Consider the following 22629-nt stretch of genomic DNA (forward strand, 5'->3'; position numbering starts at 1 on the left):
AAGAGATGATCTTTTGCAATGTCGAATTTTGTTGAATAATACTCGTAAACCATTTATAATAGACTTAATAAGTGTAAGATGAGACTACTCCATAGAGTAGTCTTTTTTTCTTGATTTAATTTCAATAGTTCATATAAAAACCGCTAACAAGAATGGAGTACAAAAATGAAAACAAAAGTGTTTTGGAGGTCAAAAAGATTTTGGCAGATTCTCGGTTTAAATGGACTTGTTATTGTAGGTCTATTCGTTTTGTTAACTGTTTCATCCCAAAAATTACTTAATGGCTACGCCGAAACAAATTATAAAAATATGATGAATGGTTCTACCCAACGTTTAAACAGTCAAGTAACCAATATGGTACATGAGCTTAATTATATAGGAGAAAATATTCAGAGAGACAGCGAAGCTAATGTAATAACAGAAAATGATCTAGTTCGTTACTTAAAAGAAATAACGACATTTGCTTCCCTAATAGATGGAGGTACAGTCATTCATACTGATGGTACAGTTTTAGCACATTATCCAGAACGTTTGACCTTAGGAAAAACACAAGCGAATACATTCTCTAATCAAGAGGAGATTTCATTTAAACAACTAACGAATTCCGATGGTAATAAATTGTTTCAGGTAACGATACCTATCTTTAAAGATGCAGAAGTATATCGTAATTTTAAATTAATTATTGATGTAGATAGAAATCCGTTATTTCGAACCTTATTTTCTACGTTGGAATTTTCGGAAAACAATTATATAGCTATTTATGATACAGATGGTAAACCTGTATTTGAGAATAATAGAATTGACAGTGAATCTTTTATTTCATCCTTTCAAATAAATCAACAGATGCTAACAGATATGTCTCCTGGATTCAAACAAGTATATTATCAAGCAAATCAGGAAGATAAATCCTATTTTGTTTCCCAACAAACAATTAATGCATTAGATTGGTCTGTCTTAATGGCTATTCCAGAAGAGGAAATTAATATTGCCTCTCAAGAGTTAAATAAAGTATTAATCCCTGTTTTTATTATTTTGTCTGTTAGCTTAATCATACTTATTACAATTATGATGCACCGAAATTTGCAGCCTATAAACCGTCTTTATCATGCGGTTGAGAAAGTAAATAAAGGCGATTATGCACATCGAATTGAGCAAGTTGATCCAACTTCAGACATAGGATCAATTAGTGCGAAATTCAATTTAATGTTACAGGATTTGGAAAGATATCGAATAGATGTTAAACAAAAAACGATCGAATTGCATCAACAAAAGAATTTTTTAAATCGAATAATTAATTTCAATCCTAGTGCAATATATACAATGAATTGGGAAGGCGAGTTCACATTAATAAACAAACAATTCGCCTCATTATATGGCTTAATACCCGACGATATTCTAGGAAAGAAAGAACAAGATTTTAATCCGAAAGCAGATGAAGCTTGGCACTATTTGAAAATAAATCGGGCAATTATGATGACTAATGAAGCTCAAGAAATGGAAGATTTCCTCATAGATGCTAATGGAAATAAAAAATGGTTTCACGTTGGCAAAGTACCAATTATGGGTGATACAGGTGGGCAATTACAATTATTGTGTGTAGCAACTGAAATAACGGAAATAAAGCAACAGGAAGAATTAATTAAGTATCAAGCATTTCACGATGAACTAACAGGACTACCAAATCGGAAATTATTCATTGAAACAATAGAAAGAGAGATTAGTTATGCACAAGAGCACGACACAAAGGTTGCATTATTCTTTTTAGATCTGGATCGTTTCAAGTATATTAATGATACATTTGGACATGATGCAGGAGACGCCTTATTAAAGATGGTTAGCCAACGTCTACAAAGCATTTTAATAGAAAAAGACATGGTATTTCGTTTTGGCGGAGATGAATTCACAATTTTAGTTCCACAGCTTAATGATAAACAAAAAGCAGCAGATATCGCTAAAGAAATATTATCTATTCTTACAAAGCCGTATAATTTTAAAGAACATAAATTCATTATCACTGCAAGTATTGGTATTAGTATCTATCCAAATGATGCCACTAATGTTGACTCATTAACGAAGTACGCAGATACCGCAATGTATCAATCTAAACAACAAGGCAAGAATACATTCCGCTTTTATACTGAAGATATGGAAAATGAAGTCGCAGAAAAATTAAGACTAGAAATAGATCTATATCAAGCAAACGAACGCAATGAGTTATTTATGCATTATCAACCGATTATAAATACTAAATCGGGAAAAATGACTGGTGTAGAAGCGTTAATACGTTGGGAACATAAACAATTGGGATTGATTCCACCAGCTGAATTCATTCCGATTGCGGAAGAAACAGGTTTAATAAACGAAATTGGAGCATGCGCATTACGTATAGCGTGTATGCAGATGAAGGAATCGAATGATAAACTAGAAAAGCCACTGTTCCTATCTGTCAATCTATCGCCAGTGCAATTAGAAGATCAAGAAATTGTTGCGAAAATAAGTAAAATACTAGAAGAAACAAACTTTGATCCAAAGCTATTGATGTTAGAAATTACTGAATCAACGATTATGAAGAATAAAAATAAAGTAATTTATCTTATTAAGCAACTAAGAATGCTTGGCTGTAAAATTGCTATTGATGATTTCGGAACGGGCTATTCTTCATTACATGTAATAAAACATTTACCAATAGACATATTAAAAATAGAGCGATCATTTATTCAGAACTTACTGGTTGATGATAAAGAGGACGCGGTACTAGCTGCCGTATTTGAAATGGCAAAAAAACTAGATTTAGTAGTTATTGCAGAAGGAATTGAAACTGAAGAACAGCTTGAATATGTTAAACAAAAACAATGTGACTATGTACAAGGTTTCCTCTTTAGTCAACCATTAGCAGCTGACCATATTGATATTTTCAGAAAAGATAATCAATAAGGTGCCTCATTGAAGCGAAATCGTTGACATTTGTGCCATTTAAAAATAGAATAAACAGTAGCTATTCAAATGATAAATCAGTTAAGCATGATGCATTTATTTTTATAATAGTCATAAGCTTTTTTTACTTTAATAAGGTGGTGGAAATGCATGGAAACGAATCATACGAATCAAGTTAAAATTGGCGATTGGGTTAGAGCTAAATCGAGTAAAGGTGAGCTAATTCATGGTTTTGTTGAAAAAAATGCATTAGATCACAATATTATTCAATTACGCGTCGTAGCTAGTGATAACAAAATGCTTATGGGTCATAGTATTCAAATCAATAAGATTAAGCTAAATAAATTGGATATGACAGTATCTAAAACAGAGAAACAATTACGTCAATTAATTGACATTGCATTAGAAACAAAAGATGAAGCGTGGTTTCTTGACTTAACAAAGCAACTACATTATGTAGAAAAGACAAAAAAACAAGCTTACATTAAAGCATATGAATCAAAACCAAATTCTACACAAGAAGATTTCCGATCGAATTAAGATAAGCTTAAGACATCCTTTTCCGATGGATTGGATGTCTTTTTTTGCGACTACTTTATTGACAAATTCTCTGTAATATGGTAAATAATTAATGTTAGCACTTGATAGTTAAGACTGCTATTTTTAAAATTTGAAAGGGGTAACGATATATGAGTAAGCAACAATTTGAAGCTGAATCAAAACGACTTTTAGAAATGATGATTAATTCTATTTATTCTAAACGTGAGGTATTTATTAGAGAGTTAATTTCAAACGCAAGTGACGCGATTGATAAAATGTATTATAAAGCACTAACGGACGAATCGATTACATTTAATCAAGATGATTATTACATAAAAGTGGTGACTGATAAAGAGAAACGCCAACTAACAATCACTGATACAGGAATTGGTATGACAAAGGAAGAATTAGAGAATAATCTAGGTGTGATTGCTAAGAGTGGATCTTTAGCATTCAAAAAAGATAACGAAGTGAAAGACGGTCATGATATTATTGGTCAATTTGGTGTTGGTTTCTATGCTGCGTTTATGGTCGCAGATGTTGTTAACGTGTGGACAAAAGCTCTAGGAAGCGATCAAGCATATAAATGGCACTCTGAAGGCGCAGATGGGTATTCAATAGAGCTAGCTGAGAAAGATACTATTGGTACTACCATTACACTAGATATTAAAGAGAGCACAGAAGAAGATGATTTTGAAAGCTTCTTAGATGAAAATGAACTTAAAACGATAATTAAAAAATACTCTGATTTTATCCGTTATCCTATTAAAATGGATGTCACTGAACAAAAACCAAAAGCAGATGATGCAGATGAAACAGAAGAAGTTATTGAAGAAAAAACAGTAAATAGTATGATACCAATCTGGAAAAAGAATAAGAATGAGTTGACAACTGAAGATTATGAGCAGTTCTATGCTGATAAACATTACGGTTTTGATAAGCCACTTCAGCATATTCATGTTAGTGTAGATGGAAATATCCGTTATGAAGCTATCTTGTATATCCCAGAGAACATGCCATATAATTATTACTCTGCTGAATACGAAAAAGGTCTTGAGTTATATTCCAACGGTGTATTAATCATGAGTAAATGTGCTGACTTACTACCAGATTACTTTAGTTTTGTTCAGGGTCTTGTTGATTCAGAAGATTTATCACTTAATATTTCACGTGAGATGCTACAACATGATCGTCAGTTGAAATTAATTGAGAAGAATATTACGAAAAAAATAAAATCGGAATTGCAAAAAATGTTACGCAACGACCGGGAAAAATATGAAAAGTTCTATACTTCATTTGGCCGCCAGTTAAAATATGGTGTATATAGTGACTTTGGCCAAAATAAGGATGTATTACAAGACTTATTATTATTCCATTCTTCTAAAGAGAAGAAACTAGTTACACTAGAAGAATATGTGGAAAGAATGCCAGAAGATCAAACATTTATTTATTATGGATCTGGGCAAACAAATGAGCGAATTGAACGACTGCCACAAACTGAAATGGTTTTAGATAAGGGCTATGAAATTTTATACTTCACTGATGACGTTGATGAATTTGCTATTAAAATGATTATGAATTATCAAGGTAAAGAATTCAAATCTGTATCAAGTGGTGATTTAGGATTTGATTCTGATGATGCTGAAACAAATACAGAAGATGAAACAAAAGCAAATCAAGAACTATTAGATCACATGAAGTCTGTACTATCTGATAAAGTAAAAGATGTTCGTGTATCTAAACGCTTAAAAACACATCCTGTTTGTTTAAGTAATGACGGTGAAATTTCAATTGAGATGGAGAAAATTTTAAGTATGATGCCTGATAACCAAGAAGTGAAGGCTGATAAAATATTAGAAATTAATATTCATCACGATGTGTTTGAATCATTAAAAGAAGCTTTTAATAAAGATAAAGAGAAAGTAGACGTATATACAAACATTTTGTATAACCAAGCATTATTAATTGAAGGACTAGCTGTAGAAGACCCGATTGCTTTTACGAATGATATCTGGAAAGCTTTAGCTTAATCTAAAAACAACCTCTTCCTAAAAAGAAGAGGTTGTTTTTATGTTCTAACTAGGAGCAATGTATTAAAGTGGATCTAGTTTAATATAAAAATGATCTATTTCACTAAATCACGTAAGCCGTTTATACGTTATATACATGTGCCAATGTGATACAATTTCACTAGTGCATTTTTCAACATAGGAGTGACTAAACCATTGAATTTAAAATTAAATCGAAAAATTATAGAAGAAAGATGCGGAGAGCTTTCCTATAAAAGTGGGAATTCTTTTTACCGTGCTAATAAAGTCAAGATTGAAACAAGTACATCAAATGGATGTAAAGCAATTGTTATAGGTAAAGAATCTTTTTATGTTGATATCGAGAAAAAGTCAAACGAGGGTTTTCAATCTTCTTGTAGCTGCCCAAAATTAGCTAGTTATGCTTTTGACTGTCAACATGTAGCAGCCGTTTTAATAGCCATCAAAGAACTACAACATAAGACGAAGGATTCTGACACGTCATCGAAGTTGTCAAATGGGTTGTTAGAGATTTTTAATCAATCAACTTCACGTACTAGTGGACAGCAATTGCATTTTGAGAATAGAAAAGTGATTGATGTAGCATTTATTTGTAAACCGATAAAATTGGATGAAAAAAACTATCTTTTGACAGTGGAAGTGAAATTAAATGAAGAATCCGTTTTAGATATTCGTACATTTTTAACACATCTACAAGAAGGAAGACCTTATAAGATTTCTTCTGGGTTTATATTTGACTTACACGAACACTGTTTTAATCAAGAGACTGACTCAGTTGTCCAATTACTGATACAAATTATGGGAGATGAACGTTTATATCTGGAAGGTTTATCAAGGAAGTCTATTGATAAGGTCGGAAAGCAACAGATGCTCATTCCTGCCTCTATGTGGACGAAACTATTACCATTACTCATAAACGTACCAGAAATTACTATCCACTATAAATCAGCTATTTATCAAGGAATTAAACTTACTGTAGAGCAATTACCCTTAACGTTTGAGTTGACCGAAACAATAGAAGAAGGATATCAATTAACCGTAAGTGGTTTAGAGAATATGGTTGTATTTCTGTCTTATAAAATGATATTTTACGATGGTAAATTCGCAAAATTAAATCAACAACATACGAAGCAATTAGTTGAATTAAAAAGAATGTTAGATGGTTCAAATACGAATGAAATAGGAATTCCAAAACAACAAGTTAATTTTTTTCTAGAAAAGGTTGTGCCGGGATTAAAAGGATTAGGGAAGGTTAATATTACAAAAGAGCTTCAACAGAAAGTTACACCAGTTCCTTTGATTGCTAAACTCTATTTGGATCGTGTTAAAAACCGCTTACTTGCAGGGCTAGAATTTCATTATGAAAATAGCGTGATCAATCCACTAGAAAACAGCGAACCAACCATCCACACCATGTTTATAAGAGATGAAGAAAAAGAAGAACAGATTCTACAAATTATGGAGAATAGTCTATTTGCTACGACGGAAAGTGGATATGTTCTTTATAATGAGGAATTAGAATATGACTTCTTATATTATAAACTTCCAGAACTACAACGATTAGCACACGTGTATACAACAACGGCAATAAGAAATCGAATTGTTACCAGTAATAATTTCCCAAAAATTCGTGTCAAGTTCAAAAGGGAACGTACCAATTGGTTAGAATTTAAGTTCGAAATGGACGGGATACCAGATGATGAAATTCGTGATCTTCTAGAAGCTATAGAGGAAAAACGTAAGTATTATCGTTTGCAAAACGGGGGGTTACTTGCCTTAAATACGAGAGAGTTCGAAGAGATCCATCGTTTCCTTCAAGGTCTACCACCGCAACGAACTGGTGATTTAGTTGATGGTCTAACATTACCAATCGAGAAGTATATGGAGATCCTTGATTCGGTCGAGTCGAGTAATACTTTTTTAGTCGAAGATTCGTTCCGTCATTTTTTAAATACAATTGAAAATCCAGAAAGCAAAACATTTGATGTACCCAAAAACTTAGAACCAATCTTACGGGATTATCAAGTAGAGGGTTTTCAATGGTTAAAAACATTGGCTAACTATGGTTTTGGTGGCATATTAGCGGACGATATGGGATTAGGTAAGACGATACAGAGTATTACTTTTATTTTATCAGAGCTTACATCTATTCGAGAGCACAAGCAGCCCGTACTGATTATTTGTCCATCTTCTGTTACTTATAACTGGTTGAATGAATTAAGCAAATTCGGATCGGAACTGAAGGTTGTTGTAATAGATGGAAATAGAAATAAACGACTAAAACAACTAAAGTTACTAACGGAGATGGATGTGATCATTACGTCTTATCCAATACTACGTCAAGATGTCCAACATTTTGAAAAAAACGTCTTTCACACTGTCTTTTTTGATGAAGCACAAGCATTTAAAAATCCGATTACCCAAACTGCTCGTTCGGTAAAACGAATTCAAGCTAATCATAAGTTTGCTCTAACAGGAACTCCAGTTGAAAATACTATAGAAGAATTATGGGCAATTTTTCATGTAATCTTTCCAGACCTCTTTTTAGGACTAAAAGAATACAGTACACTGTCGAGAAAGACAATAGCAAGAAGAGCACGGCCTTTTTTACTTCGTAGGTTGAAGACTACTGTATTAAAAGAACTACCTAAAAAGACAGAAACACTTGAATCAACTGAATTATTATCTGAACAAAAGAAATTATATGCGGCGTATTTGGCTAAACTAAGGCATGATACATTAAAGCATTTGGATAAAGCAACATTTCGAAAAAATAAAATTCGCATCTTGGCAGGATTAACTAGGCTACGACAGATCTGCTGTCATCCAAGTCTTTTTATTGATGACTATACTGGAACATCAGCTAAATTCGAACAATTATTAACAATGATCGAAGAGATAAAACAGTCAGGCAGAAGGGTGTTAATCTTCTCACAATTTACTAAGATGCTCGATTTAATAGGAAGAGAATTAACAAAAAGGGAACACGCTTTCTTCTACCTTGATGGAAAAACACCTGCGGAAGAACGTTTGAATATCTGTAATCATTTTAATGATGGTGTACGCGATATTTTCCTTATTTCAATGAAAGCGGGTGGACAAGGCCTCAATTTAACAGGCGCTGATACAGTGATTTTTTATGATAGCTGGTGGAACCCTGCTGTTGAAGAACAGGCTGCAGACCGCGCTTATCGATTTGGTCAAACGCGTGATGTACAAGTGATAAAACTTGTCGCAAAAGGAACGATCGAAGAAAAGATGCATGCGCTACAGGATAAAAAAAGGGATCTAATTGGTGAAATAATTGATCCGGAAGAACAAGTAAGTTCGATAATTACAGAACAGGATATTCGTGATATCTTGAAGATTTAGAAGGTTTAATCAACTGATAAATTTTTTGTTAAAAAAGAGGTTTATTTAATGTGTTGGAAGGTAAATTAAGAAGAATGATCTTTTAATGATAACTCAACTTTCTCACTTAAAAAATAAGCGCTAAACGTTGGCTGTTATGAGTTTAGTTTGTGTTCATTATAAAAATTGACACTATTTAAAAATGTTTATTACTGCATACCCATAGACTTTGTCGTAACTGCCATGTTGATTTGCGCTTCAGTCAGTCGCTTTCCGCGGGCAAGTCTTCAGTTAACTTTGAAAAGCAAAACCACTTTCCAAAGTGGATCTTCAGATCTTGCTTTTCCCGCAGGAGTCGACTGCCCTACGCTACAATCAATCAGTATATTGTGAGAAGCTGTTTGTGAGAAGCACAATAAAACTTCTTGACCAGCAGCTAATATATTAATTTTAAACTCTATCCAGCGTATCAAATGAAATTGATGAGATCCTCGAAAATATAAAGCCATTTTCTCGTGCGATGTGTCGCTGTCGAAGCCTTCCTTGTCCAGTAGGAACAGCACGGGCTGAAGATCCATTCGGTAAAGCGGTTTTCTTTACCAAATTAGCTGAAGCCGTGCCTACGGAAAGCGAGTCAATTTCATTTGAGGAGCGGGTATGAACTTTATGCCTCTTACAACATAATTCCTATCATGTGCGTCAGGTCAAACGCACGGATGATTATCAAAGTAGCTTGAAATCAACTTCTATTTTGGATTGTTAGACTTTCTTGTTATACCATGACTTAAGTGCTTGTTTAACAGTGCGAAAGTTGAGTTAAAATAATTGACACGAATTCGTCACAGAATAGTCATTAGCTATTCACAACTTTTCAAACCATTAAGTTTATAATACAAAAGGATAACCATTATTATTTAATAAATGTTAAAATAGTAAACAGAGTATGTGTATTACTTCACTTAAGTATTAATAATGTGCGAGGAGGAAAGATCAATGGAATTTGATACAGTCACCATTAGTAGATTAATCACAGCAATGACCCTGACATTTCATATCATCTTTGCAACATTAGGAGTTGGTGTGCCATTATTTATTTCATTAGCCGAGTTTATTGGAATTAAAAAGAAGGACAAGCATTATGAATTGTTAGCGAAGCGTTGGGCGCGTGGATTTATTATTACCGTTGCAATTGGTGTTGTCACTGGTACAGCTATTGGTTTACAACTATCATTAGTTTGGCCAAACTTCATGCAACTCGCAGGTAATGTAATTGCTTTACCCCTGTTCATGGAAGTTTTCGCATTTTTCTTTGAAGCAATTTTCTTAGGTATCTATTTATATACCTGGAATCGTTTTAAAGGAAAATATACACACTGGTTACTTTCAATACCAGTTGTAATTGGAGCTGGAATGTCTGCAGTTTTCATCACTACTGTAAATTCGTTTATGAATTCACCTGCTGGATTCACAATGGAGAATGGTGAGTTTGCTGCAGTCAATCCACTAGAAGCGATGTTAAACCCATCTTCACCTACTAGAATTGCACATGTTGTAGGAGGATCCTATCTTACTGTTGCTGCTATTTTAGCTACCATTGCGGCTATTGCGTTGTTACGAAATAAAGGTGCTTCTGCGTACCATAAAAAGGCATTAAAATTAACCGTCATATCAATGTTCGTTTTTTCTTTGATAACTGCAGTAGCAGGAGATGCTTCGGCTAAATATTTGGCAAATAATCAACCTGAAAAATTAGCTGCCGCAGAATGGCTTTTTGAAACGGAAGAGAACGCTGATCTGCTCTTATTTGGTTGGCTAAACGAAGATAATGAAATTGTTGGTGCTATTCGAATTCCAGGAGCTTTGAGCTTTTTAGCACATGGCAATTTCATGAGCGAAGTTACAGGATTAGAAGAAACACCAGAAGATGAACGACCACCATTATGGATTCATTATATGTTTGATTTAATGGTTTCGATTGGAATGTTCTTAATAGGGATTTCTTTCCTTTATCTCGTTCTAAGTCGACTTAAAAAATGGAATGCAAATAATAAATTCATGCTCTGGCTTATTGCATTAAGTGGACCATTAGCAATGTTAGCTGTAGAATTCGGTTGGATTTATGCAGAAGAAGGCAGGCAACCATGGATCTTGCGTGGTTATATGCGAGTAGAAGAAGCAGCGACATCGTCACCATATATTCTGCATATGTTCTTTTTGTTTTTAGGCCTATATATTGTTCTAGGAACACTATTTGTAATTACGATGAGAAAATTATTTAAAGACAATCCAGCAGAACTAGAATTAGAAAAACACTACCCTGAAACGGAAAAGGGGGCTGAAAAATGAGTTACGAAATAATTGGAATAACAGTTTTATGGTTATTTTTGTATGGTTACCTAATCATTGCTTCGATCGACTTTGGTGCAGGATTTTTCGCCTTTTATGCAAAAATGACGAAACGAGATCATATTATCAATCAGATAATTTCACGATATTTATCACCCGTTTGGGAAGTTACCAACGTGTTCCTTGTCTTCTTTTTTGTTGGAATAGTAGGGTTTTTCCCATCAACTGCTTATTATTATGGTTCTGCATTACTCGTACCTGCAAGTTTTGCGATCGTACTGTTAGCAATTCGAGGGTCATTTTATGCTTTTGAAAACTATGGATCAAAACAGAGTAACGTATACATGTTTCTTTATGGAGCTACTGGTTTGTTAATTCCAGCATCCTTATCTGTTGCATTAACTATCTCAGAAGGTGGATTCATTACCGAAGAAAATGGTGTAGTTTCACTTAAATATTTGGAGTTGTTCACAAGTCCTTTAGCATGGAGTATTGTTGCATTAGCGATAACAGCACTATTATTTATTAGTGCAAGCTTTTTAACGTATTATGCTTCACGTGCTGATGACCAATCAGCTCTTAAATTGGTACGAAGATGGGCACTATTTTGGGCAACACCTACTATTATAATGGCTTTAACAACAATGATTGCTTTAAGTCAACGTAACGAACGTCATTTTAATAATATGTTAGACCTGTGGTGGATTTTCGGTTTATCGATGGGATTTTTCTTAATAGCAATGGGTCTTTTATATATGGGTAGAAATTATGGATCCGCTTTTATCACGATTATGTTACAATTTTTCTTTGCATTTTTCGGTTATGGTATTGCGCAGTATCCTTATTTACTTGATCCGTTCATTCACATTGAGGATAGCGTGACAAATGAAGCGATGGGTATTGCTTTAATTGTCGCCTTTATTGGCGGATTACTCTTATTAGTACCATCTCTTTTCTTACTCATGCGTTTATTTCTATTTAATGCAGATTATGCGAAAGGGAAAAAATAATCGTGTACGCAAAATTTGTGTTAGGGGACTGAATCGTTCATGCAAAATTTAAAGCAAACCGTATGGATGCATAAAACAAGGATCTTCTTTTTAATTGTGTTAACCATAGCACTTGGACTATCAATAATCATGCAGGCTTTTGCTATGACTACTGTTGTTGATGGGGTCTTTCTTAAGAACCAAACGTTTCATGCAATGATACCATGGTTAATGGTATTGTTACTTGTTCTCTTCACGCGAGCATTAACGGATTATATAAGCAAGCGAATTGGTGTTTCACTAGCAAGTGATGTAAAAGGGACTGTACGGAGAAATTTATTAGAAAAGTATGCAGCCCGTCCAGTCCAACTGGCTGAAAAGGGACAAACAGGTAAAAAGGTTAGTATGTTGTTAGACGGTGTCGATGAAATGGATAGTTTCTACAGTCAGTTTATTCCACAAGTAATGCAAAGTACATTTGTACCATTACTAGTCATGATCGTTATTTTTACACAACATATTAATTCAGGAATCATATTACTTGTGACAGCACCATTTATTCCAATCTTCATGATTGTAATTGGCTTACAAACGCAAAAAAAGTCAGAAGAAAAGCTAGATAAATTAGCTTCTTTTTCTGGCACCTTTTTAGATACGTTACAAGGACTTGTTACATTAAAACTGTTTGGCCAAACAAAACAACAGAAAGATAAAATAGAGAAAAGTAGTCTTGGTTTTCGAGATACCACAATGGATATTTTAAAGGTTGCCTTTACGCAATCGTTTATGCTTGAAGTTATTTCAATGCTGAGTATCGGTATTATTGCTTTAGAACTGGCAATACAGTTAATCATTTATGAAAGTCTTTCGTTTTTCACTGCATTTGTTATCCTAGTTCTCGTACCTGAATTCTTTTCTTCGTTAAAAGAACTCGGCACGACTTTTCATAATGGAAGAAGCAGTATGGGTGCCGCTAAAAAAGTATTAGAAGCGTTCGATGAAGAGGATTATACGATTAAATGGGGAGAAAAGGATATAAGCAAGAAGGACGAACCACCAACGATTCACTTAGATCAGCTTGGGTTTAGTTATCCGGATAGTAAGTTTAATTTGCAGGCTATTGAAGCCACTTTCTTACCAAAGCAAAAGATAGCAATTGTTGGGGCAAGTGGGGCAGGTAAATCCACGCTACTACATTTATTAGCTGGTATGATCACTCCTGAACATGGCGCGATCAAACTTGATCAACAACCGCTTATTGACTTCACTGAGTCTTCATGGCTTGGACAACTTTCTTATATATCACAACAACCGTATATCTTCTCAGGAACAATTGGGGAGAATATCGAAATGGGAACGAATATGGCAGTAACAGAAAAGGATGTTCAACAAGCTGCCCAATTAGCCGGAATTGCGCCGTTAATTGAATCATTAGAAAAACAATATAATACTCCAATTGGAGAAGCTGGTCGAGGGTTATCTAGTGGGGAGAAACAACGCGTGTCTATCGCACGGGCATTTTTGAAAAAGCCTAAAGTTGTTTTACTTGATGAACCTACACGCGGACTTGATTTAACTACTGAAAAAATATTACAGGAATCGATTGAACAGTTGTCAAAAACTGCGACAGTTATAACAGTAGCACATCGATTGCACACGATTAAAACCGCAGATCAAATTCTTTTCTTGGATAAGGGTCAATTACTAGCTGTCGGAACACATGAAACATTATTAGCTACTTTACCTGCTTATAAAGATATGGTGACGATTCAACAAGGGGGAGAAGAAGCATGAGCGCTCTTTTAAAAGTCATTAAACTGATGCTGATTGAGAAAAAAGATATTCTGTTTGCAATTTTATTTGGCTTCATAGCAGGCATTAGTAGCGTCGGACTATTTGCTGCTAGTGGCTATCTTATTTCTAAAGCAGCTTTAATGCCTCCATTTTATGCATTAATTATGCTTACTTCTACCGTTAAATTACTAGGTTTTATTAAAGCTAGTTCTAAATATGGCGAACGTATTTATTCTCACCGGGCTACGTTTACTATCTTAAGCAATTTACGTGTTACTTTCTTTGAAAAGTTAGAACCTCTTGTTCCGCAAATTTTTCATAAGTATAGAAGCGGAGATATACTTGGCCGTGTAGTAGGTGATGTGGAAAGTCTTCAGAACTTCTTTCTACGTGTTTTTTATCCACCGATAGTTTTATTGCTTGTTTTTGTCACAACGATTTTATTTAGCAGCTTTTATTCCATTGAAATTGCGTTAATTTTATTATTGGGTCTTTTGTTAACCGTATTTGTTATTCCTGCAATTTTTTCATTCAGACAATTGAAAATTAAGGATAGCGTTAGACAAGAGCGTGGAGATCTTTCTACGGAAGTTACTGAATTGATGTATGGCTTTCGAGATTTAAAGATATTTCAACAATTGCAAAAGAAACAAGACCAGTTAATAACACAATCAGATAAGTATATTGAAAAGCAAAAACGCGAGAATATTAATAAAGTCTATAGTCAATCATTCAATGGTTTTATAACCTTTATCGTAAGTTGGTTAGTTCTAGCTGTTGGCGCTTATTTAGTTGTAGATGGTACGTTAGAAGGACTTTTTTTAGCGATGCTTGTGATGATCTCTCTAACCGTTTTTGAACCTGCAGCTCCTATGGCTGTTTTCCCGATTTATATGCAAGAAAGCCGGGACGCATCAAGTCGTTTATATAATGTGGTGGAGGATCCGGATATTCAAGTGAACGCAGTAGAGATTATCAGTCATCAGGTTGAAAGCAGGGCACCAGCAATTAAATTTCAAAATATCACCTTCACGTATATGGGAGATTGGCGTACAACCATTCCTTCTCTTAGTTTAGAAATTCCAGCAGGTTCGAAAACAGCAATTGTTGGAGCTAGTGGATCAGGAAAATCAACTTTACTGCAATTGGTTTTAAAGCTACAACAAATTCAGACGGGCACTATTTATTGGAATGATCATGATATTTCAACTGTTTCAGGAAGTGCATTATGGGAAAAAGCAATAGTTGTTTTACAAGAAAATCATTTCTTTTATGGAACAATTCGTGAAAACTTATTGCTTGCTGATGCTGCATTAGATGATTTTATATTAAATGATGCATTAGTAAAGGTGCAACTTGAAGACTTTTCGCTTGATGATCATGTATCAGAAAACGGTGAAAATCTTTCTGGTGGCGAAAAACAACGTCTGGCAATTGCTAGAGCAATCTTAAAACAGGGTCATTTGTGGATTTTAGATGAACCAACGTCATCTCTTGATGCGCAAACAGAACGAATGATTCACAAACAGCTTTTTGAACAAGCGCAAACAGATACGTTACTGTTAGTTAGTCACCGTTTAAATGGTTTAGAAAAAATGGACCAAATTATTGTCATGGATCATGGTGAGATTATTGAATCTGGATCTTATACAGTATTAATGCAAAAGCAAGGTTACTTTTATCAAATGAAAACACTCGAAGAAAGTTTACTTTAATAGCATTGACATTATCTCCCTAGATGTTATTCTATAAACAGAACCAAATAGCACGAAAAACCACTAGAGGAGTCTTTTATAAAGACTGAGATTGAAGTGATACTTCAAGACTCTTAGAACCTGATCTAGTTCAAACTAGCGGAGGGAAGTGGATGGAAATAAAGTCTTTCTTTCGATTACTTTATCATGCCACCACTTTCTTTTAATCAGAGAAGGTGGTTTTTTATGCAGATAAAGGAGGAAGTAACGATGAAATTTTCAGAACGTATTCGAAAGGAAGCAGATCCAGTTTGGCAGGCTAGTTTTAATCACCCTTTTGTTAAGGGGATTGGTGATGGCACATTACCTATAGAGAACTTTCGTTATTATGTCATGCAGGACTCTTATTATTTAGCACAATTCGCCCGTGTTCAGGCACTTGGTGCTGCAAAGGCGGAGGGTTTAGAGACAACAAATAGTATGGCGTCACATGCGCAAGGAACCTATCAAGCAGAATTAGATTTGCATCGTACTTTTTCTAAATTATTAGATATTACGGATGCAGAACAAAAAGCATTTAAACCTGCTCCAACCGCTTACGCTTATAGTTCTCATATGTATCGTGCTGCTTACCAAGGTCATCTCGGTGATGTGATTGCAGCAATATTACCTTGCTACTGGGTTTATTATGAAGTTGGAGAACAGTTAAAGAACAAAACACCAGACGAGCCCATTTATCAAGAATGGATTAAAGCATACGGATCTGATTGGTTCCGCACGTTAGTAGAGGAACAAATTGATAGGTTAGATCAATTAGCTGAAACTGTAACCTCATCTGATCGAGAACGAATGAAAGAACACTTCTTAATTAGCAGTCAATACGAATATTTATTTTGGAACATGGCTTATAAATTAGAAAAATGGCCACTAGAAGAGATGAAATAAGCTGGTATTAAGGCTAAAAGTACTTTACGCAGACAGTAATTGCTTTTTAATATATGGACTTAAGTTATAATTCGGCGGAAGTGATAGAATTGAGACGTAAGGTGAGTTGCTAATCCGCATTTTTTGTATTAAACACCATTCGAATTACAAAGTAGCTAAAATAAAAAAGCACTAGAATTCTAGTGCTTTTTTTGCTATTCTTTATTTGGAATTTTCGCTTGCATTGGAGGGAGTATGATCCATCCTTTGTCTTTATTCAGTCGGAGCGCCTTTGCTCCAGCTTGTGCTTTATTCATATGGAACTGTCCAAATAGCATTGCAATATCTTCGCGTAGAGACTGTCCAATGATTGTACTGCAAGCAATTAATCCTGCTGAAATATTTGCAGAAACAACTGCACTAATCTCTTGATCACTGAACTTCGCACCTGAAGGAATATCTTCAATGTCAGCCAGTGACCGTTCAGGAGGTGAAGGAGGTAAAGCAATCCCATTTATTTTAAGTATCTCTTCAACACTTTCCATTTCTTGCTTCATACCTCGATTTAAATCTTCAAGCAAATTTTTCAGTTCTTTGTCACCAGTATGGTTAATAAATGTTTGATACGCCGCATAGTTACCTTTAGCAGCTGCTAGAAATGACCACAGACTGAAAACTTCACCATAATGAAGTGGTTGTTTCTTTGGATTACCTGATAATACACCCATTTTTAAACACTCCTTTGTTTGTTCTTACACAGATAGTCTTTTCATCAACGTAAAACTTATTCCAAAAACGTCGTAATTTGATGAATTTAATTTGGTATATGAAAGAATATTAGAGTAAAACTATATTCAAAAAGGAAGAGAAAAAATGAAATTAGCTGCACACGAATTACAGAATTAAAGGTGAGAAAGCCCATTCCTTTAGGTGTGGGATGAATCGCTTTTAAATTTGTAAATAAATAAAGTTTGAAAAATACGTTCTTTCCTACAAACAGCCTTTATGATGAGCTGTTCTCATGCATATGAAGCATGGCAATACATGGTTAGCAAAGGTTATTATCCATTAGAACCAGCTGATCTAGCTATCACTACAAAAATCGGTACTATGCATCAGGTAGTACCTGAAGACCAAGAAAAAATTCAAGCAATGATGATGAAATACGAGGGGCAAAACCCGATTGCAGGTTAAAGTGATGGAATGTATCAATAAATAGAACAAAAAAGAACTCTAGTGGGTGCTGTACCCCCTAGAGTTCTTTCTTGTATATTATGGTTTGAGTATAACTTTAATACAATTGTCTTCCTTTTTATTAAATATGTTATAACCATGTGATGCCTCATCTAGAGGTAGACTGTGTGTAATGATCTTTGACGGGTCAATCTCCCCATTTACAATTTGCTTATAAATTGGTTCCATGAAGGACCTTGCATGTGCTTGTCCAGTCTTAATAGTTATATTTCTAGAAAAGAAGGCACCTAAAGGGAATAAATTATAATTACCTCCATACACACCAGTAATTTGATACGTTCCACATTTTTTAACAGCCTTTGTTGCAATCTGGATTGGTCCCATTGTTCCACCTTGCAATTTAAGTTTTTGTTCTACAAATTCTAAAGGTGACTTTTTACCATCCATACCGACACAATCAATCACAACATCAGCACCACCATTTGTTACGTCTTTTAAAACTTCTCCCATATCATCATGTTTCGTAAAGTCAAATATCTCCGTCTTATTTATATTTTTAGAAAACTGCAAGCGGTTGTCAATATAATCTACAGCAATTACCCGTTCCGCACCTTTTTGCCACGCAAATTGCTGTGTCATTAAACCGATAGGACCTGATCCTAAAACAATCACGGTATCACCAGCTTTTACACCTGCATTTTCTACACTCCAGTAAGCTGTAGGTAGCACATCAGAAAGAAACAGTAGTGACTCATCTTCAAGTTCGCAATCATCTGGAATTCGAAAAGGAGTGTAGTTACCAAAAGGTACGCGTAAATATTCAGCTTGTCCTCCTGGATGATTCCCGAATTTTTCCGAATATCCAAAATAGCCACCTGAATCATAGTGTGGATTCGCATTATCACATTGGCTTTCTTGATGTGCATGACAATATTGACACGTTCCACAAGCTACAGTAAAAGGAATAACAACACGGTCACCTTTTTTTAATTTAGTTACTTCAGAACCGACTTCTTCAACAATTCCCATTGGTTCATGTCCGATCACGTAGCCAATGGGTAATGGAAAGTTTCCTTGATACAAGTGCAGATCAGAACCGCAAATTGCCGTAGAAGTAATCCGAACGATAATGTCTTGCTTATCTTGTATTTTTGGATAATCTACCTTTTTAACTGCAATTTGATGTTTTCCTTGATACGTAACAGCTTTCATGAATGTTCACCTCAATGATCAATTTATATCCTTAAGTATGTGTTTTATTATCTAAATCATACGGTTAAAAGAAGGAAGGAAAACAATCAATTTCTAAAATTATACAAGTATATTATTGCGTTAGATACAAAAAATAGATAGAGGAGGTGTGACTATCAAACATTTTAGTTTAATTGGGTTGAAAATATTACTATTATTAGTAGTTCTTTATACAATATTAGGAATCGGGTACGACGTTTCGTTTGGCAATGTACTATTTATAAGCATTGTTTTAGGGTTTTCTGCTTATTTATTTGGTGATTTGCTTATACTATCTCGAACAAATAACACAATTGCAACAGCTGCGGATTTCGGCATGGCGTTTGTCATTATTTATCTAATGACTGATGGATTAACAGTGGGTGGAAATCCATTCGCAGCAGCATTAGTTTCAGCTGTTGTTGTGGCGATAGCTGAAGTGATTTTTCATAAATATGTTGCGAAAAAATTAGAGATGAACAGTGATACGTTTATACCAATAAATCGAACAAATTACATTACCGAATCTTCTGACGAATTAACACCTTATAAGGACGAAGAAGACTAAATAAAAAATAAAATGAAGCATTTTATCAATGCTTCATTTTTTACATATATGATCAATAGGATTTTTATTTTGATGGTAGTGGAGGTGTATTAAATAGGTTTGCTGGTGCGGGTTGTAGCTTGGGTATTCCTGCATATGGTACAGGTTGCGCGATGTATCTAAATTGTCCTCTGCCATCAGGTGCCACACCTTGTGCCCATGGTCCATTCGCATCTGCTTGACCTTGTGATGTGTTGTATAGATCATAAGCAACTTCTTGTTTTTCACATTCACGGGGGAAATTAGTTGGAACGACAACATCTTGCGCCTGTGCTTCAAGCTCACGAATTGCTTCAATCCATTGATTTTGGTGAGCGGTATCACGTGCTAACAAAAAGCTTAATGAATCTTTGACTAAAGGATCGTCTGTCATCTGGTATAGACGCGCAACTTGTAATCTTCCTTGTGACTCTGCTGTTACATTGGCACGGAAATCAGCAAGTAGGTTCCCGCTTGATATTATATAATCAGCTGACCATCTATTACCAACACTATCTGTTGGCATAGCACCTAACCCAGAAACAATTGCATGTTGCGGATTCATGCCACCCATAATCGCAGCAAGTGCTGGATCAGATTGATATGCTTGTTCTTGCACGTCAATTGGTGTGTTATCCAATAACCTAGCGATAAGTGTTGCTAAAAGTTCAACGTGCGCAATTTCTTCTGTGCCAATATCCATGAGTAAATCACGATATTTCTTATTCCCTCTACAATTAAAACCTTGAAACATATATTGCATCATTACTGATATTTCACCCCATTGACCGCCTAATACTTCTTGTAACTTTTTTGCATAGACAGGATCCGGTCTTGAAACTTTTGCTTCATATTGTAGTTCTTTTACATGAAAAAACAATAAAATCCCTCCTATTTAATCAGACTATTCAATGATATGTTGTCCTTCATTCAGATATACCAATAAATACAATAGGGGATTTAACTTTTAGGTAGTAGGAAAAAAACTGCTGGCTATACTAAGACAATATGTTTAAAAAATATCACGGGGGGATATAAAATGGGGTCTAATAAAAAAGGAAAACAAAAGAAAATAAAATGGTGGCAATTGGCTTTAATCGGAATTGGTTGTACAATTGGAACTGGATTTTTTCTAGGTTCAGCGATTGCAATTAAAAGAGCAGGACCTACTGTACTCATATTATTTATACTTGCTGCAATCGCTACCTATATTGTCTATGATGCATTATCCAGTATGACTGTATCTGACCCTCAGAAAGGTTCCTTTCGAACATATGCTAAAAAAGCATATGGACGATGGGCTGGATTTAGTAATGGCTGGGTTTATTGGTCATCAGAATTACTAATAATGGGAAGTCAATTAACAGCACTAGCAATCTTTTCCCAATACTGGTTTCCAAATATCCCACTATGGATCTTGTCTAGTATTTTTGCGATTTTAGGAATTGGTGTCATTATTACTGGTGTATCAGGTTTTGAACGAATTGAAAATATATTTGGTGCAATGAAAATTGCTGCAATTCTGATGTTCATTATTATTGGGATTTTAGCAATTAGCGGTTTATTAAATGGTGGAGCACCAGATAGAGCTTTCCCATTCACAAATGATGGATTATTCCCAGAAGGTTTCACAGGAGTTTGGACTGCTTTTATCTATGTGTTATATGCTTTCGGAGGTATCGAGGTCATGGGGATCATGTCCAATGAACTTAAAGACCCGAAAGAGGCCCCGAAAGCTGGAAGAGTGATGCTCTCTGTTTTAACGATTATTTATGTGATTTCTATTGGTTTAGCGGTTTGGATAGCACCAAATAAGAAATTCACCACTGACGAGAGCCCTTTTATTATGGTTATTAATCAATTTGATTTAACTGTCATTGCGCACATATTCAATGGTGTACTAATAATAGGTGGATTCTCTACCATGGTTGCGTCACTGTATGGTATTACAACAATCTTAACTTCATTATCTGAAGATAAAGATGCACCAGCACTGTTTTCTAAGACTGGACCACGAAATGTGCCTTATTATTCAGTTATTCTTACAGCTATTGGACTAATTGCCTCAATTGTGGTGGCTATACTCTTACCAGGGAAAATTTATGAGTATTTAACAACTGCTGCAAGTCTCATGTTGTTGTATATATGGGTTTTTATTTTGTTTTCCTACCATAAACTGATCGATATAAGTGTTTGGAAAAAAGTCAAACGATGGATAGGTATATGCTTATTATTCATTGGTATTATTGGAACATTATTTGATAAAGTAGCTCGAATTGGTTTTTTTATTAGTTTTGCCTTTATACTAATCATATCAATTGTCACTTTGATTATGAGGAAAAAGTGGCGGTTAGAACCGAAATAACAACTGAAGTGCTTGAAAACCAAAATAACCAGCAAATCCGAATAACGATAAGGCTGATACAAACGATATTGTTTTAAGCAAAGTTGGTGTTAAAATCTTTCTAAAACTACTAGAGAGAACTGCCATCGTAACATCCCACATCATTAATCCTAACAAAACAGCACTACCATACATGATAACATGTGGCATATCATAGCGATGAATTGTATTCGCCAATATAGACCCATAAATCCCAAGCCAAAATAAAATTGATAATGGATTCGTTATAGTTAAGAAAAAACCGCTCCAAAAGGTTTTTTTTAGTGAATCCGTTTGTCTATTAGTTGAATTGTCTATTTCAGGTACACTAACCATGTTCTCAATTGCTGTGTAGAGAAGTACAAACGTACCGAATGACCATAGAAATGTTTTCATGATTGGCATTTCTAAAAAATGAACAAGCCCAAAAAATATTGCAATGATGAATAGAAATTCACCAACAATCGAACCTAATCCGATCAACCATGAATGAAAAAAACCATTTTTAATACCTTGATTAATTTGTGCTGCATTAATCGGACCTATTGGAGCAGCTAAAGATAAACCCAATACGAGATAACTTAAAAATACACCCACCAAAATCACTCCTTTTACT

At 34.7% G+C, this 22629-nt stretch carries 16 protein-coding genes and 1 riboswitch; of the genes, 12 read left to right on the forward strand and 4 right to left on the reverse strand.

Translation table 11 applies throughout. The annotated features are described in order from the left end of the window. The first annotated feature begins 165 nt into the window (after positions 1-165). The 9 genes from D2K60_RS15600 (at position 166) to tenA (ending at position 16641) form a co-directional block, all read left to right on the forward strand. Positions 166-2934: an EAL domain-containing protein gene (locus D2K60_RS15600; protein ID WP_117169510.1), complete on the forward strand. Its 2769-nt coding sequence runs from the start codon at positions 166-168 to the stop codon at positions 2932-2934. A 150-nt stretch (positions 2935-3084) separates the two neighbouring features. Beyond that, a complete protein-coding gene (locus D2K60_RS15605; RefSeq protein WP_117169509.1) occupies positions 3085-3474 on the forward strand; it encodes an IDEAL domain-containing protein in 390 nt (129 codons plus the stop codon). Positions 3475-3623: 149 nt separating this feature from the next. Beyond that, on the forward strand, positions 3624-5504 hold the full coding sequence (htpG, locus tag D2K60_RS15610; RefSeq protein ID WP_117169508.1) for a molecular chaperone HtpG: 1881 nt from the start codon (positions 3624-3626) through the stop codon (positions 5502-5504). A 195-nt stretch (positions 5505-5699) separates the two neighbouring features. Further along, on the forward strand, positions 5700-8894 hold the full coding sequence (locus D2K60_RS15615; RefSeq protein ID WP_117169507.1) for a DEAD/DEAH box helicase: 3195 nt from the start codon (positions 5700-5702) through the stop codon (positions 8892-8894). A gap of 972 nt (positions 8895-9866) precedes the next feature. Next, the gene (locus D2K60_RS15625; RefSeq protein ID WP_117169505.1) at positions 9867-11219 is read left to right on the forward strand and encodes a cytochrome ubiquinol oxidase subunit I; all 1353 of its coding nucleotides are present in this window, start codon (positions 9867-9869) and stop codon (positions 11217-11219) included. Further along, complete coding sequence (locus D2K60_RS15630) at positions 11216-12229, forward strand: cytochrome d ubiquinol oxidase subunit II (RefSeq protein ID WP_117169504.1); 1014 nt, start codon at positions 11216-11218, stop codon at positions 12227-12229. The genes D2K60_RS15625 and D2K60_RS15630 overlap by 4 nt, the downstream gene beginning before the upstream one ends. A gap of 39 nt (positions 12230-12268) precedes the next feature. Beyond that, complete coding sequence (gene cydD, locus D2K60_RS15635; protein ID WP_117169503.1) at positions 12269-14002, forward strand: thiol reductant ABC exporter subunit CydD; 1734 nt, start codon at positions 12269-12271, stop codon at positions 14000-14002. Beyond that, positions 13999-15717 (forward strand): thiol reductant ABC exporter subunit CydC, encoded by a 1719-nt coding sequence (gene cydC, locus D2K60_RS15640; RefSeq protein WP_117169502.1) that lies wholly within the window; start codon positions 13999-14001, stop codon positions 15715-15717. Before cydD ends, cydC begins: the two co-directional genes overlap by 4 nt. 55 nt (positions 15718-15772) lie before the next feature. After that, positions 15773-15881, forward strand: a riboswitch (TPP riboswitch). An 85-nt stretch (positions 15882-15966) separates the two neighbouring features. Then, the gene (tenA, locus tag D2K60_RS15645) at positions 15967-16641 is read left to right on the forward strand and encodes a thiaminase II (RefSeq protein ID WP_117169501.1); all 675 of its coding nucleotides are present in this window, start codon (positions 15967-15969) and stop codon (positions 16639-16641) included. Positions 16642-16835: 194 nt separating this feature from the next. Here the strand turns inward: tenA and D2K60_RS15650 are convergent, their stop codons facing one another. Then, complete coding sequence (locus tag D2K60_RS15650) at positions 16836-17348, reverse strand: DUF3231 family protein (protein ID WP_117169500.1); 513 nt, start codon at positions 17346-17348, stop codon at positions 16836-16838. A 250-nt stretch (positions 17349-17598) separates the two neighbouring features. Here D2K60_RS15650 and D2K60_RS15655 point away from each other — a divergent pair, with 250 nt between their 5' ends. After that, complete coding sequence (locus D2K60_RS15655; protein ID WP_420818823.1) at positions 17599-17814, forward strand: spore coat protein; 216 nt, start codon at positions 17599-17601, stop codon at positions 17812-17814. A 78-nt stretch (positions 17815-17892) separates the two neighbouring features. On the opposite strand, the gene D2K60_RS15660 is transcribed toward D2K60_RS15655, so the two are convergent. Then, on the reverse strand, positions 17893-19026 hold the full coding sequence (locus tag D2K60_RS15660; RefSeq protein ID WP_117169498.1) for a zinc-dependent alcohol dehydrogenase: 1134 nt from the start codon (positions 19024-19026) through the stop codon (positions 17893-17895). 148 nt (positions 19027-19174) lie between these two features. On the opposite strand from D2K60_RS15660, the gene D2K60_RS15665 reads away from it, so the two are divergent. Continuing rightward, entirely contained in the window at positions 19175-19612 is a 438-nt protein-coding gene (locus D2K60_RS15665) for a DUF2512 family protein (protein WP_240335279.1), read from the forward strand. Positions 19613-19676: 64 nt separating this feature from the next. Here the strand turns inward: D2K60_RS15665 and D2K60_RS15670 are convergent, their stop codons facing one another. Further along, positions 19677-20510, reverse strand: coding sequence for a manganese catalase (locus D2K60_RS15670; RefSeq protein ID WP_117169497.1), 834 nt, complete (start codon positions 20508-20510; stop codon positions 19677-19679). Positions 20511-20669: 159 nt separating this feature from the next. Between D2K60_RS15670 and D2K60_RS15675 the strand changes: the two genes are divergently transcribed. Next, on the forward strand, positions 20670-21995 hold the full coding sequence (locus D2K60_RS15675; protein ID WP_117169496.1) for an amino acid permease: 1326 nt from the start codon (positions 20670-20672) through the stop codon (positions 21993-21995). On the opposite strand, the gene D2K60_RS15680 is transcribed toward D2K60_RS15675, so the two are convergent. Beyond that, complete coding sequence (locus D2K60_RS15680; RefSeq protein ID WP_117169495.1) at positions 21981-22610, reverse strand: LysE family transporter; 630 nt, start codon at positions 22608-22610, stop codon at positions 21981-21983. The two genes, D2K60_RS15675 and D2K60_RS15680, sit on opposite strands and share 15 nt — an antisense overlap. Positions 22611-22629 lie beyond the last annotated feature (19 nt).

It is taken from the genome of Paraliobacillus sediminis (assembly GCF_003426055.1).

Excerpts from the sequence above, each read along its gene's own strand:
- D2K60_RS15600 (WP_117169510.1), top strand. The coding sequence starts at position 166 with ATGAAAACAAAAGTGTTTTGGAGGTCAAAAAGATTTTGGCAGATTCTC.
- D2K60_RS15605 (WP_117169509.1), top strand. The coding sequence starts at position 3,085 with ATGGAAACGAATCATACGAATCAAGTTAAAATTGGCGATTGGGTTAGA.
- htpG (WP_117169508.1), top strand. The coding sequence starts at position 3,624 with ATGAGTAAGCAACAATTTGAAGCTGAATCAAAACGACTTTTAGAAATG.
- D2K60_RS15625 (WP_117169505.1), top strand. The coding sequence starts at position 9,867 with ATGGAATTTGATACAGTCACCATTAGTAGATTAATCACAGCAATGACC.
- D2K60_RS15630 (WP_117169504.1), top strand. The coding sequence starts at position 11,216 with ATGAGTTACGAAATAATTGGAATAACAGTTTTATGGTTATTTTTGTAT.
- cydD (WP_117169503.1), top strand. The coding sequence starts at position 12,269 with ATGCAAAATTTAAAGCAAACCGTATGGATGCATAAAACAAGGATCTTC.
- cydC (WP_117169502.1), top strand. The coding sequence starts at position 13,999 with ATGAGCGCTCTTTTAAAAGTCATTAAACTGATGCTGATTGAGAAAAAA.
- tenA (WP_117169501.1), top strand. The coding sequence starts at position 15,967 with ATGAAATTTTCAGAACGTATTCGAAAGGAAGCAGATCCAGTTTGGCAG.
- D2K60_RS15650 (WP_117169500.1), bottom strand. The coding sequence starts at position 17,348 with ATGGGTGTATTATCAGGTAATCCAAAGAAACAACCACTTCATTATGGT.
- D2K60_RS15660 (WP_117169498.1), bottom strand. The coding sequence starts at position 19,026 with ATGAAAGCTGTTACGTATCAAGGAAAACATCAAATTGCAGTTAAAAAG.
- D2K60_RS15675 (WP_117169496.1), top strand. The coding sequence starts at position 20,670 with ATGGGGTCTAATAAAAAAGGAAAACAAAAGAAAATAAAATGGTGGCAA.